Consider the following 15,760-nt stretch of genomic DNA (forward strand, 5'->3'; position numbering starts at 1 on the left):
TACTTGTTACGGTGTCGGATTGACCAGACGGCGGATCCAGGGCAGCAGATCCGATGCCAACATGCCCCGCTCACCCTCGGCGGCGGCCAGATCGGCGGCCTCTGCGTGGATCACGGCCCCCAGTCGCGCGGCCATGCCGGCAGACCAGCCCTGGGCCAGGAGGGCGGCGATTATACCAGATAACAGATCCCCCATGCCGCCACTGGCCATGCCGGGATTGCCTTCATCGCAGAGGCTGATGCACTGGCCATCGCAGATGAGCGAGCCCGCCCCCTTGAGCAGCACCACGCCGCCGTATCGCTGCTGCAGCCGGGAAACGGCGGCGAAACGATCCGCCTCAACCTCGGCGACGGCGCACCCCAGCAGGCGGGCCGCCTCCCCGGGGTGGGGCGTGAGCACCCAATTATCCTGATGACGGGGTGCCTGCGCCAGCCAATTCAATCCATCGGCGTCCAATACCAGGGGCAGACTGGCACTGAGGTGGTGTTCGAACTGGGCCCTTCCCCACTCATCCTGACCGAGCCCGGGCCCCAGAACTCGCACCGTGGCCCACCCCTCGTCACTCCCGGCCGGGCATCCCATCAGCTCGGGCTGCACCAGGCTGGCGGGGGGAGAGTCCGGGTGCTGGCACAGTCGAACCAGACCCGCCCCCGCCCGCAGGCCTGCCTGCCCCGCCAGCAGTATGGCCCCCTGCATCCCCAGGTTGCCCCCCACCAGCAGCACCTTGCCGTGCTTGCCCTTGTGGGCCGAGCGGGGACGGGGAGTGAGCAGGTTCTTTATACGGGAATAATCCAGGCGCTCGGCGGCGGGCACCTGGTCGGCCTCGGGCATCACCCCGAGGGGATCCCAGTCGAGCTGGCCGACGCCGTCCACCCCGTCGGCGGTGAGCATGCCCTGCTTGATGCCGATGAAGCTGAGGGTGCGGGTGGCATGCACCAGGGCCCCCATGGCGCGGCCGGTGTCGGCATTGAGCCCGGAGGGAAGATCCACCGCCAGAACCGGGGCATTCAAGCCATTGATTGTTGCGACGATCCTTGTCATTGGCGAGGAGAGGGGGAGCTGGACACCGGTGCCGAGCAGTGCATCTATCACCAGATCCGGCGGAGGGAGCGGCGCCCCCTCGAGCGCATCGGCCATCATCACCTCTCCCCCCGCCGCCAGCCACTCGTCGGCGGCCCGCCTGGTGTCACCTCTGAGAAGGCCTGGCGCCCGGGCGGCTATCACCAGGGGCTCGAGGCCGAGTCGGCGGGCGAGGCGGGCCAGCACATAGCCATCCCCCCCGTTGTTGCCCGGGCCGACGAAGATCCACCAATGGTGACTCTGGGGCCAGTGGTGGCGGGCATAGCTGCACAGGGCGGCGCCGGCCCGCTCCATCAGGGCGTAGAGGGCTTGCCCCTCACGCTCGGCCCAGCACTGCTCCATCTTGCGGATCTGTTCGGCCCGCCACAGGGGCTGTGCTAGACTGATGCCTTGTTTTTTGCCGATAGCGTCCTCGATAACCTGTACCATGACGGCTCCCCACCTTCATCATCCACTGGCCCGACTCCTGACCTGGCATATGGCATGCCATGACGGCGCTCGGCCCTCGTCACCCTCAGTGCTGTGGGCGCCATGCCGCTGCCAGCAGGCAGGTGAGACACAATGACGGCCGCCGAACTCGCGCAACTGGCCCACGATATCAAGCTCTGGGCACGGGAGCTAGGATTTGACCAGGTCGGCATCACGGACACGGATCTCGCCCTCGAGGAGCCCAGATTGCAGGCCTGGCTGGATGCGGGCCATCACGGCACCATGGACTACATGGCGCGCCATGGCATGATGCGGGCCCGGCCCCAGGAGCTGCTGCCGGGCACGGTGCGGGTCTTGTCGGTGCGGATGAACTACCTGCCGTTTGAGGCAGGCTTTGCCGCCACTCTGAAGGACCCCACCCTCGGCTACATCAGCCGCTATGCCCTCGGCCGCGACTACCACAAGGTGCTGCGCAACCGGCTCAAGCAGCTGGGGGAGCGCATCGAGCAGCGCTGTAAGGCGCTGTTGCCATCCGCGCAGGAAACCCCGGGGGAGTGGCGTCCCTTCGTCGATTCGGCCCCCATACTGGAGCGCCCCCTGGCGGCCAAGGCTGGGCTGGGCTGGGTGGGCAAGCACTCGCTGCTGCTCAACGAGTCGGCCGGCTCCTTCTTCTTTCTCGGGGAGTTGCTGGTCAGCCTGCCGCTCCCCGTCGATGCCCCGGTGGAAAAAGAGCAGTGCGGCAAGTGCGTGGCCTGCATCAACATCTGCCCCACCGGCGCCATCATAGCCCCCTACGTGGTGGACGGGCGGCGCTGCATCTCCTATCTCACCATAGAGAACGACGGCCCCATCCCGGAAGAGTTCAGGCCGCTGATGGGCAACCGCATCTATGGCTGTGACGACTGCCAGCTCATCTGCCCCTGGAATCGCTATGCGGATGCGAGCCCAGAGCCCGACTTCAGCCCCCGCCCCAATCTGCACCGCCCACCCCTGCTCGACCTCTGGCAGTGGTCGGAGGCGGCATTTTTGAAGCACACCGAAGGCAGCCCCATTCGCCGCATCGGCTATCAACGCTGGCGCCGCAACCTGGCGGTGGCGCTGGGCAACGGCCCGGCCAGCAGCGACGCCATGGCGGCCCTGCAGCAGGCGCTTCCCGGCGCCGAGCCCATGGTGACCGAACACATCGAATGGGCGCTGGCGACCCTGGCCGCGCGCCAGGAGAAAGAGAACAAGAAGACCCGTTTGCTGATCCGCTGCATCGAAAAAGGCCTGCCGGATCACGCATAAGTGATCTGGCCCTTGCCGGATGACAGCACTTTTTTCATGCTCTGCCGACCATTGACCATAGGCACAATAAAAGGAAGATTCGGATGCAGATGTTGGGAGTAGATATTGGCGGCTCCGGGATCAAGGGCTGCCTGGTGGACACCGAGACTGGCGAACTGATTGGCGAGCGCCACCGCATTGCCACGCCGCAACCGGCCACCCCGGCCGCCGTGGCGCACACCCTCAAGGCGCTGGTCGAGCATTTCCAGTGGAAGGGGCCCATAGGGTGCGGCTTCCCCGCCACCATCCACAACGGCATCGCCAAGAATGCCTCCAACATCGACAAGAGCTGGATCGAGACCGATGCCGCCCACCTGTTCGCCGACGTGACCGGCCTGCCCTGCCACGTGCTCAACGACGCCGATGCGGCCGGGCTGGCCGAGATGCGCTTCGGCACGGGCCGGGATCGCAAGGGGGTCATCATCCTCATCACCGTCGGCACCGGCATAGGCACTGCGGTGTTCGTCAACGGCCAGCTGCTGCCAAACACCGAGCTGGGTCATCTCATCCTGGAAGGCATGGTCGCCGAGCACTACTGCTCGGATGCGGTGCGCAAGCGCGAGGATCTCTCTTGGAACCGCTGGGGCAAGCGCTTCAACAAGTACCTGGCCCGCCTCGAGTTCCTCTTCTCCCCCGATCTCTTCATCCTGGGAGGCGGCAGCGCCGCCAAGCTCGACAAGTTCATCGACCGGATAGAGACCCGGGCCCCCCTGGTGGCGGCGGCCAACCTCAACCAGGCCGGCATCATAGGGGCCGCCCTCTACGGCGCGGCCCGGCAAGAGGGCTGAGCCTACCCCAGCAAAGAGCAAGAGGCCCGAACCGGGCCTCTGCCATGGCGCCCTAGAGGTCGTCGAGCCGATGGGCCCCGTGCACCAGCCGGGTCAACCGGGATTGCGCCATGGACGCCAGGGAGGCTAGCAGCGCGGCCGTGTCCGGCGTGGGGCACTCCCGGGCCAGGCGCCCCAGCTCACCAACGAGTTTCTCCTCCTGCCGCGACACCAGGGTCACTATCTCGTCGGGCTGGGCAGCGGCGGGCAGTGCCAGACGCTGGCAATCGGCCAGCAGATCCACGCCAAATCCCTGATCCAGCCAGGTCTCCTTGACCCCGCTCCCCATCTGCTCCCGATAGTCGTGCAGGTGGGCCGCCGCCGCGTCCTCCCGCCCTTGCAGATAGGCCAGCAACATCCGGCTGCGCTCCCCATCCACCTGGGGGATCAGGCGCCCGTAACTGCGCCCCTGCTGCTGATGCAGTTGCTCGAGGTAAAGCATCAGGTCCTTGATCTGTTGAAATCGCATCTTGGCTTCCTCCTGCCGTCCACCTCCTGCCAGTATAAAAAAACGCCGCTCCCTGCCCGGATAAAAGCGGTCATTTTTTGTTCTGCATCAAAGGGATGGGAAAGAAAAAGGAGAAAACGAGGAGGAAGGAGCAAAGAGATTCCTCCCTGTCATGCTGGCAACTGGCCGCCAGCGCCCAGGGAGAGGTCGTGACAAAACGGGGGAATCATCGAGTTAAGGAGGATTATCCAGGTTATATTCGGACGGATGAATTCAAATCAGAATCTAATATTGAAGCTGTCGATTTACCCCTCTTCCCTTAGTCAGGAAGCGGGAATCCTTATCCATTTTTTAGACGTCTAGACGTAGAAACATGCGTTGACACAGCCATCCGGACATCTTAGCATCATCCTCCATGATGGCAGAGCAACCCAGTGAAACCTCTGCCCAATTCACCCGCCTGTAGCGCCCTGTGCTTTAAGGCTGTTAGCACGGAAGAATCCATGATTAAGTTGATCGGTCTCAACAAAGTCTACGGTAAAGGCAGTGACGCCGTGCACGCCCTGCGTGACGTGAGCCTGCATGTGCCACAAGGCAAGATTTTCGGAGTGATCGGCGCCTCCGGTGCCGGCAAGAGCACCCTTATTCGTTGCGTCAACCTGCTGGAGCGCCCCACCCAGGGCCAGGTCATCGTCGATGGTCAGGATCTCGTGGCCCTGAGCGAGCGGGATCTGACCCAGGCTCGCCGCCAGATCGGCATGATCTTCCAGCACTTCAACCTGCTGGCCTCCCGCACAGTGTTTGCCAACATCGCCTTCCCGCTGGAGCTGGCGGGCTGGAGCAAGGCGCAGATCCAGGCGAGGGTCGAGGAACTGCTCGCCCTGGTCGGGCTGGAAGCCCGTGCCCACGCCTATCCGTCCGAACTCTCCGGCGGTCAGAAACAGCGCGTCGCCATCGCCCGCGCCTTGGCACCGGCCCCCAAAGTATTGCTGTGTGACGAGGCCACCTCGGCCCTCGACCCCCAGACCACCCGATCCATCCTGAGCCTGCTCAAGGAGATCAACGTCAAGCTGGGGCTCACCATCTTGCTCATCACCCACGAGATGGACGTGGTGAAGGGGATCTGTGACGAAGTGGCCATCATCAGCGACGGTCGCCTGATCGAGCAGGGGGAAGTGGCCTGGTTCTTCAGCAACGCCAAGACCCAGCTGGCCCGTGACTTCATCCACTCCACCATCCACCTGGAGGTGCCCCAGGAGTACCGGGACAGGATGAGCAGCGAGCGGGTGGCCAACAGCTATCCCCTGGTGAAGCTCGGTTTCACCGGCGCCACCGTCGATTCGCCGCTCATCTCCGAGGTGAGCCGCCGTTTCAACATCGACATCAGCATACTGAGCGCAGACATCGAATACGCCGGTGGCGTCAAGTTCGGCTTCCTGCTGGCTGAACTGTTCGGGGATGAGGCCCAGTGCGAGGCCACCCAGCAGTTCTTCATCGACAACCACATTCAGCTGGAGGTAATGGGCTATGTCCGAAGCAATGACTAATCTGCTGCGCCCAATCCTCGGCGACTCAGCCATCATATCCAGCTGGAGGTAATGACTCATGTCCGAAGCCATGATTAATCTGCTCATCACAGCCCTCGGCGACACCCTGATCATGGTGTTTGCCTCCGCCCTGTTCGGCTGCCTGCTCGGGCTGCCGCTGGGCGTGGCACTGCACGTGACCAAGGCCGGCCAGATCCTGGCCAACCCACTGCTGAACAAGATCCTCGGCATAGTAGTCAACGTCGGCCGCTCCGTGCCCTTCATCATACTGCTGGTGGCCATCATTCCGCTGACCCGGCTGATCGTCGGCACCAGCATAGGCACCATAGCCGCCATAGTGCCGCTGACCGTCGGTTGCATCCCCTTCATCGCCCGTCTGGTGGAAGGTGCCCTGATGGAAGTGCCGGACGGCCTGCTCGAAGCCGCCAAGGCCATGGGTGCCAAACCCTTGCAAATCATTGCCAAGGTGCTGCTGCCTGAGGCCCTGCCCGGGATCCTCAACAGCATCATCATCACCCTGGTCACGCTGGTGAACTACTCCGCCATGGCCGGTGCCATCGGTGGTGGTGGTCTGGGGGATGTGGGTATTCGCTACGGCTACCAGCGCTTTGACCCTACCGTCATGCTGGTCACCGTGGTCATTCTGGTGGTACTGGTTCAACTCATCCAGAGCGCGGGTGAGCGCCTGGTCAAACAATGTGATCATCGTTAATCGTCGATTTCTGACAGGAGGTTTTTATGAAATTGGGCATTAAATCCGCGGCAGCTGCGCTGCTGGCAACTCTGGTACTGGTCGGCTGCGGTCAGAAGGAAGAGAGCAAGACCCTGAAAGTCGGCGCCATCGCCGGCCCCGAGACCGAGCTGATCGAGACTGCGGCCAAGGTGGCCAAGGAGAAATACGGCCTGACCGTCGAGGTCGTCACCTTCTCCGACTATGTCACTCCCAACGTGGCCCTGAACGACGGCAGCGTCGACGTCAACGCCTTCCAGCACAAGCCCTACCTGGATGCCCAGATCCGTGATCGCGGCTTCAAGCTGGTGCCGGTTGGCAACACCTTCGTCTACCCGATCGCCGGTTACTCCAAGAAGATCAAGGCCCTGTCCGAGCTGAAAGACGGTGCCCAGATCGCGGTGCCGAACGATCCGACCAACCTGGGTCGCTCCCTGATCCTGCTGGAGAAGCAGGGCCTGCTGAAGCTGAAGGAAGGCGCCGGTCTGGAAGCGACAGTGCTGGACATCGCCAGCAACCCGCGCAACTTCAAGATCGTCGAGCTGGAAGCCGCTCAGCTGCCCCGCTCCCTGGAAGATGTTGATCTCTCCATCATCAACAACACCTTCGCCGGTCAGATTGGCCTGACCCCGACCGAAAACGGCCTCTTCGTCGAAGACAAGGAGTCCCCCTACGTCAACCTGATCGTTGCCCGCGAGAACAACAAGGACGACGAGAAGGTCAAGGAGTTCGTCCAGGCCTTCCAGACCGACGAGGTCTACAAGAAGGGAACCGAGCTGTTCAAGGGCGGCCTGGTGAAAGGTTGGTAATCACTCACTCTGTAAAAAAGGCCACGCCAAGCGTGGCCTTTTTTTTTGCCCCCGTTATCATAGCCAGAAGCACGGCAACACGAAAAAACAGAACAACAATGAAGAAATGGTATCTGGCCTACTGCAAGCCCAAGGAAGAGGCCCGCGCCCGCGCCCATCTGGCGGCGCAAGGCGTTGAATCCTATTACCCCATGGTGGAAGTGGAAAAACTGCGGCGTGGCAAACGGGTCCCGCAGCGTGAACCCATGTTCCCCAACTACCTGTTCATCTACGTGGATCTGGAAGTGGTCACCCCGGTCACCCTGAAGTCCACCCGCGGCATCAGCCGCATCATCCACTTCGGCAAGGAGTGGAGCCCCGTCAGCAGCCAGCTGATCTACCGGCTGATGAGCCGGGACGACAGCGACGAAGCGCGCGCCAGCTACGCCTGCCTGCCGACGCAAGGGGACAAGGTATTGATCGAATCAGGCCCCCTGGCCGGGTTCGAGGCCATCTACCTGGAGCCGGATGGGGAGAAGCGGGCCATCCTGCTGGTCAGCCTGCTGAATCAGGAAACCAGCAGCAGCTTCGACAATCAGGCCTTCCGGCGTCTGGACTGAGTCGGCAGCGAGAAGCGCCCATACCCCTGCTGGTCAGCCTGCTCAATCAGGAAACCAGCAGCAGCTTCGACAATCAGGCCTTCCGGCGTCTGGACTAACCATCCAGCATCTGGTCTGAGTTGGCAGCGAGAAGCGCCCCATACCCCTGCTGGTCAGCCTGCTCAATCAGGAAACCAGCAGCAGCTTCGACAATCAGGCTTTCCGGCGTCTGGACTGAGTCGGCAGCGAGAAGCGCCCATACCCCTGCTGGTCAGCCTGCTCAATCAGGAAACCAGCAGCAGCTTCGACAATCAGGCTTTCCGGCGTCTGGACTGAGTCGGCAGCGAGAAGCGCCCCATTCCCCTGCTGGGCAGCCTGCTGAATCAGGAAACCGGCGGCAGCGTCGACAACCGGCGTCTGGAGTGAAAAAAAGCGGGGCAGGCCCATAGGCCTGCCCCGCTTTTCTGCCGCCTCAGCCTTGCTCAGGCATCCAGCTCGAAGCGGCTGATGGCCGCGGTCAGCTGGCCCGTCTCCCGGGTCAGTCTGGCGGCGATCAGCTCCCCCTGCTGGCTATGTTCGCTGGACTGATGGCTGAGCCCGGCGATCTCCTCCACAGTGCCCGCCACCTCCTGGGCCACCCTGGACTGCTGCTCGGTCGCGGTGGCGATGGCGGCGAGCTGGCCGCAGAGATCCTGCACCAGCGCCGACATGGCCGCCAGGGTCTCGGTGGCCGAGGCCACGGCGCCCCTGCCCTGCTCCACCAGCAGGGTGCCGCTGCCCACGGTATCGGCCGTCTGCCGGGTCTGCTGCTGTATGCTGGCAATGGTCTGGTTGATCTCCGCCGTCGACTGGCTGGTACGGCTGGCCAGCTGGCGCACCTCGTCCGCCACCACGGCGAACCCCCGCCCCTGCTCCCCGGCGCGCGCCGCCTCTATGGCGGCATTGAGCGCCAGCAGGTTGGTCTGCTCGGCTATGGTGGCGATCACCTCGGTGACGCGGCCCACCTGCTCGCTCTGGCTGCGAAGCAGCGACATCGCCTGATTGGCCTGGGTGATCATGGCGGCAATCTGCGCCATGGTGACGCTCATGCGGGCGAGGGCCTGCTCCCCCTGCCTGGCCTGCTGCTCGGTCTGCCGCGCCGCGCCGGCCGCATCGGCGATGTTGCCCGCCACGTCCCGGGTGCTGGCGGACATCTGCTCTATGGCGGCCGCGACCGTATCCAGCCGCTGATTCTGACTCGCCAGATCGTCCACTATGGCGTTGGTGGTCTGACCCACCTCGCGGCCGGCCCCTTCCACCTGCGCCACCGCACCCTGGATCTCCCCCACCAGCTGGCGCAACTGGCTCGACATCCGGTTGATGGAGCCGGTCAATCCGCCCAGCTCGTCCTGGCGCAGCACCGGCAGGGGCTCCCTCGGCAGGCGGCCATCGGCGACCTGCCCGGCCCGGTTCACCAGGCTGGCGATGTCACGGGTCAGGCGGCGGCTGAACAGCAGGGCCACCAGGGTGCCGAGCAAGATGACGCTGGTGGTCGCCAGCAGCAGGGTACGGTGGATGGCCTGACTGGCCCCGGCCAGCTTGCCCGCTATCTTGTCCACTTCTCCCCGGGTCTGGGTCACCTGGCTCGCCAGCTGACTGGCCAGCTGGGTCAACGCAGGTTCTATGTCGGTGGCCATCAGGTGGTTGGCCTGATCCCAGTCCGGCGCCTGCCGCCTGGCGATCACCTGCCCCACCAGCTCGGCAAAGGGGGCAGACATCTCCTCAAAGAGCGTCCACAACCCCTTCTGCGCCTCGGTGAAGTTGGCCTGCTGCTGTTTCAGCTCGGCCACCCGCTGCAGATGGAACTGGTAGTAGTCCTGGTACTTGTCGCGATACTCCTTGTCCCCCGAGATGAGGAAGTCCCGCAGGGCGGAGAGGGCATTGGCCAGCCCGTTGTAGGCATCCCCCACCTGCTTGAGCAGCAGGCGGCGATCGCCGGGCAGCGCCTCCTGGGGCGTCGCCACCTCTTCGTTGGCAATGGATTGCAGCTGATCGAGGGCAGCCTCCGCCAGGGGGCCGGCTTCCAGCAGCATCAGGGTGTGGGCCGGCAGGTTCTCTTCGGTATGGGCCAGGGCCCACACCTTCTCCTGCGCCCCCTTGAAGCTCTTGAGGGAGCGGCTCAGGGCGGGCGTGAATCCCTGCTGCTCTATGGCTCGCCAGGCCTGCTCCCACTCCTGCTTGATGCGCGCACCTTGCGCGGGATCCTTGCCGAGGATGAGGTAGGCCCGCAGGGAGGAGACGGTGGCGATCAGGGCCTTCTGGCTCGCCTCGTCCCGTTGCAGGGCGGGCAGGGCCTGGCCCAGCAAGGCCTCCTGGGAGGCTTCAATCCGGCCGAGCTGATGGTAGACAAGGGCGGAGGAGAGAATGATGAGCAGGTTGATAAAACAGAAGCTCAACAACAGCTTGCTTGATATTTTCATGACCATCCTTGTGTCGCAGCGGGCATCCTGCCCTTGATTAGCGCCCGATCAATGCGGGCAATCGTTCGCGCCAGGTGTCATGCCAGACGAGCAACTCCTCGCGTGGCATGGGGCGTGCGGAGAAGAACCCCTGGCATTGATCGCACCCCAGCCTGGCCAGCAGCAGCCAGGTGGCCTCGTCCTCGACCCCCTCTGCCACCGATTTTAACCCCAACTTGCGCGCCAGTTCGATACTGGATTCGATAATGGCGAGGCGGGAGGGATCTTCATAGCAGCGATCGACGAAGGATCTGTCCAGCTTCAGCTCGGTGAACGGCAGCAGGGCGAGCTGCTGCATGGAGGAGTAGCCGGTCCCGAAGTCGTCGATGGAGAGGCCGAAGCCGTGCATCCGCAAGCGGGTCAGCACCTCCAGCGACTTGCCGAGATCCTTGACGAAGGCGCTCTCTGTCACCTCCAGGGTGATGAGCTCGGGGTTGATGCTCCAGCGCTGGCAGTGATTGAGCAGGGTATTGCACAAATCCCCCTCGATAAGCGAAGTGGTGGAGAGGTTCATCGACAGGTTGAGGGAGAGCCCTGTCTTCTCCCACAGGTGGCCGTCGCGCAATGACTTGCCGATGATCACCTCGGTCAGCGGATCCATGAGCCCGTTGTGCTCCGCCAGCGGGATGAAGCGGGCCGGCGAGATGAGCCCATACTCGGGGTGCTGCCAGCGGGCGAGCGCCTCCATGCCGACCCACTGACCGTTTTCAAAACTCACCTTGGGTTGATACCAGGGCAGCAGCTGGTCCTGCTCCAGGGCACGGCACAGCTCATCCAGACTCAGGCTGTGGCCGTCCTCCTCCTGGCTGCGTGCCTGCTGGGGTTGCCAGGCGCCGATCAACTGGGCTATCTGCTGATGACTGGCGGGCTTGTCGATGCGCCCCAGCACCTGCAGGCCATAGGCGCGGCTCATGCGCAGCACGGCGTCGACCACATCGTCTTCCAGTGCGCTGCACAGCACTATGCCGCCGCGAAAGCCACCCAGGGAGAGGCGGCGCAGCAGGGCCATGCCATCCATGCCCGGCATCCGCAGATCGCAGAACAGGATGTCGACCTGATGGTGCTGACACTGGGTCAGCGCCTCCTCTCCGTCCTGGGCTTCCAGCAGGTTGCCGTAGCCAAGCCCGCGGATCTGGTGCATCAGGGCCTTGCGCTGGAAGTTGTGATCCTCCACCACCATGATCACCAACTCATGCCGTGCACTATTCATCGAGCCATAACTCCATTTCACCTCTGATAGAGTCCATCAATGCCTGTACCGTCTGGCCCAGCTCGTCGAGTCTGTCCAGTTGCTTCAACCTGGCCGCCGCCTCCAGCTGGGCGGCCTCGGTCGCCAGGGCCTGCTGCCCCACCATGCGGGCGGCCCCCTTGATGCGATGCGCCGTCTCCACCAGCGCCTGGGTATCCTGTCTGGCCAGCGCCAGCATCATGTCTTCGCCATCCTGCCGGTTGGCCTCCAGATACTCCCTCCCCATGCTGCGCGCCACCGCCTCGTCACCAAACAGGGTCAACCAGCTTATTCCCGGTGCCTGAACCTCTGCTTGCCGGGGCACCATTGTCTCTTGTTGCGGGCTGGCCGCCGGTAACCAGCGAGCCAGGGTCTGGCGCAAGGTTTCCAGGCTGTAGGGCTTGAACAGCATGTCGTTCATGCCGGCCTCCAGCATCTGCTGGCTGGCCTCCTCCGAGGTATCGGCGGTGACACCTATGATGGGCGCCTCGTCACCGGCCGCCCGCAGGGTGCGCGCCAGGGTATAGCCATCCATCACCGGCATGTGGCAGTCGGTGAGCAGCAGGGCGAACTCCTGCCCCTGCCAGGCGCGCAGCGCCTTCTCCCCATCATCCACCACCTCGGGGTCTATGCCGAGGATGGCGAGCTGGCGGGTCAGCAGCGCACGGTTGACGGGATGATCGTCCGCCACCAGCACCCTGCCCCTGAGCCGCTCTCCCTGCATCTGCATCGGCTGGCTCGGTCGCTCGCTCGACAGCTGGCGACAGGTCTCCAGCAGCAGGTCCGGGTAGATGGGAGACTGGCCTATCCGCCACCAGGCGTCACTGCCCATGCGGCCACGCAATGCCTCATGGGGGGAGAGTACTATGCCCTTGAGGGAAGATTGCTGCAAATGCTGCAACCAGCCACTGCCAAGGACCTGCTCCAGGCGGCTCTCCTGCGCCAGCAGGTAGCCCTCAAGGGGATGACGCCACTGATCTGCGGTCAGGGGGTGGAGTGTGGCGCCGAGTTGCTCCATCACGGCTTGCAGCACCTCGTCCTCACCGAACCACCACCAACGCTGACCTGCCAGCGGCGGGGCGTCCCACCGACACTCGGCCAGGGGGATCGCGAAGGTCACTGTGGTGCCGCCCCCCCCCTCGCTCTCCAGCACCAGGCTACCCCTCATCTTCAGGGTCAGCTGATGGCAGATGGCGAGCCCGAGCCCGGTGCCGCCGAAACGCCGGGTGATGTCGGACTCCACCTGCTTGAAGGGGGTGAACAGATTGACCTGCTTCTCCCGGGCTATGCCGATCCCCGTATCCCGCACCTTCAATGTCAGCCGATGGTCCTGATAGCCCACCTGGATGGCAATCTCCCCCGCCTCGGTGAACTTCACCGCATTGTTCAGCAGATTGGAGATCACCTGACCCACCCGCACCGCGTCCATGCTGGCGTGATCCGGCACTTCAGGCCCCCACCCTAGCGTCACGTTGAGCCCCTTGCCATAGGCCAGGGTGGCATGACCCCGGATGACGTCGCAGATGACTGAGGTCAACCGGCAGGGATGGGGATTGAGTTGCAGCTGCCCCGCCTCCATCTTGGAGAAGTCCAGGATGTCGTTCACCAGATAGAGCAGGTGATTGGTGGAGGTCGAGATGTTGCGCAGCATGTAGCGCTGATCGTCATCGAGGGAGCTCATCTGCAGCAGCTCCAGCATGCCGTGCATGCCGGAGATGGGGGTGCGCAACTCGTGGCTCATGGTGGCGAGGAACCGGCTGCGCACCTGGGTCGCGTCTTCCGCCACCCGTCTGGCCTCACGCAGCTCCAGCTCCTGGCGCTTGAGCTTGGTGATGTCCTGCACCACCCCGTTCAGGATGACCCCCTCCAGCCCCTCTTGTCGCACGAAGTGGCCCCGGATCTGCAGGTAGCCCGCTTGTCCCTGGCGCTTGATCTCCACCTCGAGATCCAGCGGCTGCATGGTCAGGGCATGGCGCTCCACCGTGGTCACGAAGTCATGCAGGGCTTGCCCCGTCAGCCCCAGAAGGCTGTCGTCGGTCTCCTCGGATCCCAGCATCTCCTTGAGCCCCTGGGAGGTATAGAGGAAGCTGCCGTTGCCCGGCCCCAGCCAGTGATACTGATAGACCAGCCCCGGCATGCTGTCGGTGATCTGGGTCAGCCGGGTCTGCGCCTCCTGCGCCGCGGAACGCGCCTGCCTCAGCTCGGTGACGTCCGTCAGTACGGTCAGGATCCCGAGCCGCTTGCCGTCGGGACCGACGAACAGCCGCTTGGTGTAAATCATCTGATGCTCGACTCCGTCTGCGAGCTGGATCTCGCCGCGGCCGTGAAACTCCTCGCCGCTCTCCCAGACCCTGGCATCCTCCTCGATCACCCTGGCCCGAATGGCCTCCGGCAGCCGGTCCTTGAGCAAGCTCTCATAGGAGCCGTTCAGGTTCTCGCCCCCCAGGAACATTTGTCGATATGCCAGGTTGGTCATCGCAATTTCATGGCGCTCATTGGTCAGCACCACCTGGTTGGGCAGGGCATCCAGCATCATCTGAACGAACACCAGCTGTTCTTCGAGCCGGCGCTCCGCCTCCCGCCGCTGACTGATCTGGCGGCGCAGAGTCCGGTTCCAGCCCACGAACAGCAGCAGGAAGAGCAGAAAAATCCCCCCGCCCAGGGAGGACCAGAGCAGCACTTTACGCGGATCCAACCCCGTCTGTATGGTCAGGGAGAGCCACTTCTTCTCCAGGGCGACCAGCTCCGCCGGGGGGATTGAGAGCAGCACCTTGGTCAGGATCTGCTGCAACATGGGATCATGCAGGTGGGCCGCCATGGCGATGGGAACCCGCAACTCGCTGCCGGAGAAGACTACCTGATAGCGATCGCTGAAGCCCCGCTGCAACGACTGCTCCAGGGTGGTCATGCTCATCAGCAAATAGTCCACCTTCTGCTGATCCAAAAGCGGCAGCAGCTCGGGATCGCTTGCGACCGTCACGGCCTCGGCCCCCACCTCGCTCAGCAGGGATTTCTCCACCGAGCCCCCCACCATGCCCACCCTGTACCCTTTCAACTCCCTGGGACTGGCCAGCTCCGCCATGCCATGCCTGCCCACTATCACCCGATTCAAAGAGACGTAATTGGGCGTAAAGCGGGCAAACTGCTGGCGCTCCATGGTTGGGGTCATGGCCGGGATGACATCCAGCTTGCGAGCCTGGAACAGCTCGAGTGTCTGGGCCCAGTTCTTGGTCTGCACCAGGGTGAACTGCAGGCCGGCGCGCTGGTTCAACATCGCCAGCAGATCGGCAACCAGCCCCTTGAGCCGTCCCTTGTCGTCTATCTCGCTCATCCCGGGCCAGTCCGGGGCGACCCCATACTTGAGCACAGGGTGCTGCTGCAGCCACGCCTGCTCCGGCGCGCTGAAGACGACCTCCTTGCTGCCCTTCACCAGCTCATAGTCAACTATGCCCCCCGCCTCCAGGATGCGGCGACGCTCGCCGGGCGAGATGTCATCCAGCGCCCGCTCGAGCAGCTCCTGCAGCGGCTCGTTGCCCGGCGCCACCGCCATGGCGAGGGAGGTATCCTTCATCCAGTCCACAGTGGTGACCGCCATGCCCGCCATGGCCTGCAGGCGGCTCAACATGGGCAGCTCGGCCAGATAGGCGTCCGCCTTCCCCTCCTTGAGCATGAAGATCGCCTCATCCCGGCTGTCTACCGTCACCAGGTTCGAGATGCCAAGGCGCAGCAGCTCATCGCAGGCGCTGACACCGAAGACGCAGACCCAGCGCACCCCGTAAGCCTCCTCCAGGGAGAGGCTCTCCCGCCCTCCGGTCAACAGGACGGCGCGGGGCAGCGCCATCAGCTCTGAGGTAAACAGCATCTGCAGCTTGCGGATCGGGCTGGGGGCCACGCCGATCACCATGTCAATCTTGCCGTCCAGCAACGCCTGCTGGACCGCCGTATTATTGGCATAGGTGCGATAACGCAGCTCGAGACCCAGGCTGCCGGCAATCTGCGAGGCAAAGGCATCCAGGGGGCCGGTGAAGTTTCCCCGGCCATCGGTATAGATATAGGGGGGCCAGGCCGTCGCCGGCATGCCGACCACCAGCTCATCGTGGGTAAAGAGCCATTGCTGCCCGGAGGGCGTTAAGGCGCTCCTGTCCAGCAGCGTCTCGACCGCCGTCGCCCCCTGGCTACAGCAAGCCAGCCAGCACAACAGGATGAGGCGATAGCAGCGGCAAAGCATAGTTAACTCCCATATGGATAGGAGGGGGATCA

At 63.8% G+C, this 15,760-nt stretch carries 12 protein-coding genes and 1 pseudogene; 7 read left to right on the plus strand and 6 right to left on the minus strand.

Translation table 11 applies throughout. The annotated features are described in order from the left end of the window. Nucleotides 1–6 precede the first annotated feature (6 nt). A complete protein-coding gene (locus OC537_RS12305) occupies nucleotides 7–1,509 on the minus strand; it encodes an NAD(P)H-hydrate dehydratase (RefSeq protein WP_262111610.1) in 1,503 nt (500 codons plus the stop codon). A gap of 132 nt (nucleotides 1,510–1,641) precedes the next feature. Here OC537_RS12305 and queG point away from each other — a divergent pair, with 132 nt between their 5' ends. Both queG and ppgK read left to right on the plus strand, forming a co-directional pair. Continuing rightward, on the plus strand, nucleotides 1,642–2,796 hold the full coding sequence (gene queG, locus OC537_RS12310) for a tRNA epoxyqueuosine(34) reductase QueG (RefSeq protein ID WP_262111611.1): 1,155 nt from the start codon (nucleotides 1,642–1,644) through the stop codon (nucleotides 2,794–2,796). An 83-nt stretch (nucleotides 2,797–2,879) separates the two neighbouring features. Then, the gene (gene ppgK / locus OC537_RS12315) at nucleotides 2,880–3,623 is read left to right on the plus strand and encodes a polyphosphate--glucose phosphotransferase (RefSeq protein ID WP_106885919.1); all 744 of its coding nucleotides are present in this window, start codon (nucleotides 2,880–2,882) and stop codon (nucleotides 3,621–3,623) included. Nucleotides 3,624–3,675: 52 nt separating this feature from the next. Here ppgK and OC537_RS12320 read toward each other — a convergent pair whose 3' ends face one another. Then, nucleotides 3,676–4,131 carry a hypothetical protein gene (locus OC537_RS12320; RefSeq protein WP_111912287.1) on the minus strand — a complete coding sequence of 152 codons (456 nt, stop codon included), beginning with the start codon at nucleotides 4,129–4,131 and terminating at the stop codon, nucleotides 3,676–3,678. Between the two features lie 482 nt (nucleotides 4,132–4,613). On the opposite strand from OC537_RS12320, the gene metN reads away from it, so the two are divergent. From metN to OC537_RS12345, 5 genes and pseudogenes are all read left to right on the plus strand, one after another. Next, nucleotides 4,614–5,657 carry a methionine ABC transporter ATP-binding protein MetN gene (metN, locus tag OC537_RS12325; protein WP_262111620.1) on the plus strand — a complete coding sequence of 348 codons (1,044 nt, stop codon included), beginning with the start codon at nucleotides 4,614–4,616 and terminating at the stop codon, nucleotides 5,655–5,657. Nucleotides 5,658–5,715: 58 nt separating this feature from the next. Then, nucleotides 5,716–6,369: a methionine ABC transporter permease gene (locus OC537_RS12330; protein WP_005327310.1), complete on the plus strand. Its 654-nt coding sequence runs from the start codon at nucleotides 5,716–5,718 to the stop codon at nucleotides 6,367–6,369. A gap of 26 nt (nucleotides 6,370–6,395) precedes the next feature. Next, nucleotides 6,396–7,196 carry a methionine ABC transporter substrate-binding lipoprotein MetQ gene (gene metQ / locus OC537_RS12335; RefSeq protein ID WP_106885916.1) on the plus strand — a complete coding sequence of 267 codons (801 nt, stop codon included), beginning with the start codon at nucleotides 6,396–6,398 and terminating at the stop codon, nucleotides 7,194–7,196. A 98-nt stretch (nucleotides 7,197–7,294) separates the two neighbouring features. Beyond that, the gene (gene rfaH / locus OC537_RS12340; RefSeq protein ID WP_106885915.1) at nucleotides 7,295–7,795 is read left to right on the plus strand and encodes a transcription/translation regulatory transformer protein RfaH; all 501 of its coding nucleotides are present in this window, start codon (nucleotides 7,295–7,297) and stop codon (nucleotides 7,793–7,795) included. A gap of 127 nt (nucleotides 7,796–7,922) precedes the next feature. Further along, nucleotides 7,923–8,012: pseudogene (locus tag OC537_RS12345) on the plus strand (transcription/translation regulatory transformer protein RfaH); the annotation flags it as partial. Here the strand turns inward: OC537_RS12345 and OC537_RS12350 are convergent. Genes OC537_RS12350 through OC537_RS12365 form a run of 4 tightly spaced genes read right to left on the minus strand, consistent with a single transcriptional unit; the run spans nucleotide 7,988 to nucleotide 15,728 of the window. Further along, on the minus strand, nucleotides 7,988–8,221 hold the full coding sequence (locus OC537_RS12350) for a hypothetical protein (protein WP_262111623.1): 234 nt from the start codon (nucleotides 8,219–8,221) through the stop codon (nucleotides 7,988–7,990). The pseudogene OC537_RS12345 and the gene OC537_RS12350 sit on opposite strands and share 25 nt — an antisense overlap. Before the next feature lie 35 nt (nucleotides 8,222–8,256). Next, nucleotides 8,257–10,233, minus strand: coding sequence for a methyl-accepting chemotaxis protein (locus OC537_RS12355; RefSeq protein ID WP_262111624.1), 1,977 nt, complete (start codon nucleotides 10,231–10,233; stop codon nucleotides 8,257–8,259). 37 nt (nucleotides 10,234–10,270) lie between these two features. Continuing rightward, nucleotides 10,271–11,482, minus strand: coding sequence for an EAL domain-containing protein (locus OC537_RS12360; RefSeq protein ID WP_162520174.1), 1,212 nt, complete (start codon nucleotides 11,480–11,482; stop codon nucleotides 10,271–10,273). Continuing rightward, nucleotides 11,475–15,728 (minus strand): transporter substrate-binding domain-containing protein, encoded by a 4,254-nt coding sequence (locus tag OC537_RS12365; protein ID WP_262111625.1) that lies wholly within the window; start codon nucleotides 15,726–15,728, stop codon nucleotides 11,475–11,477. Before OC537_RS12365 ends, OC537_RS12360 begins: the two co-directional genes overlap by 8 nt. Nucleotides 15,729–15,760 lie beyond the last annotated feature (32 nt).

Origin of the sequence: Aeromonas sp. Marseille-Q5825, assembly GCF_946892685.1 — a bacterium.
Classification (GTDB): domain Bacteria; phylum Pseudomonadota; class Gammaproteobacteria; order Enterobacterales; family Aeromonadaceae; genus Aeromonas; species Aeromonas rivipollensis.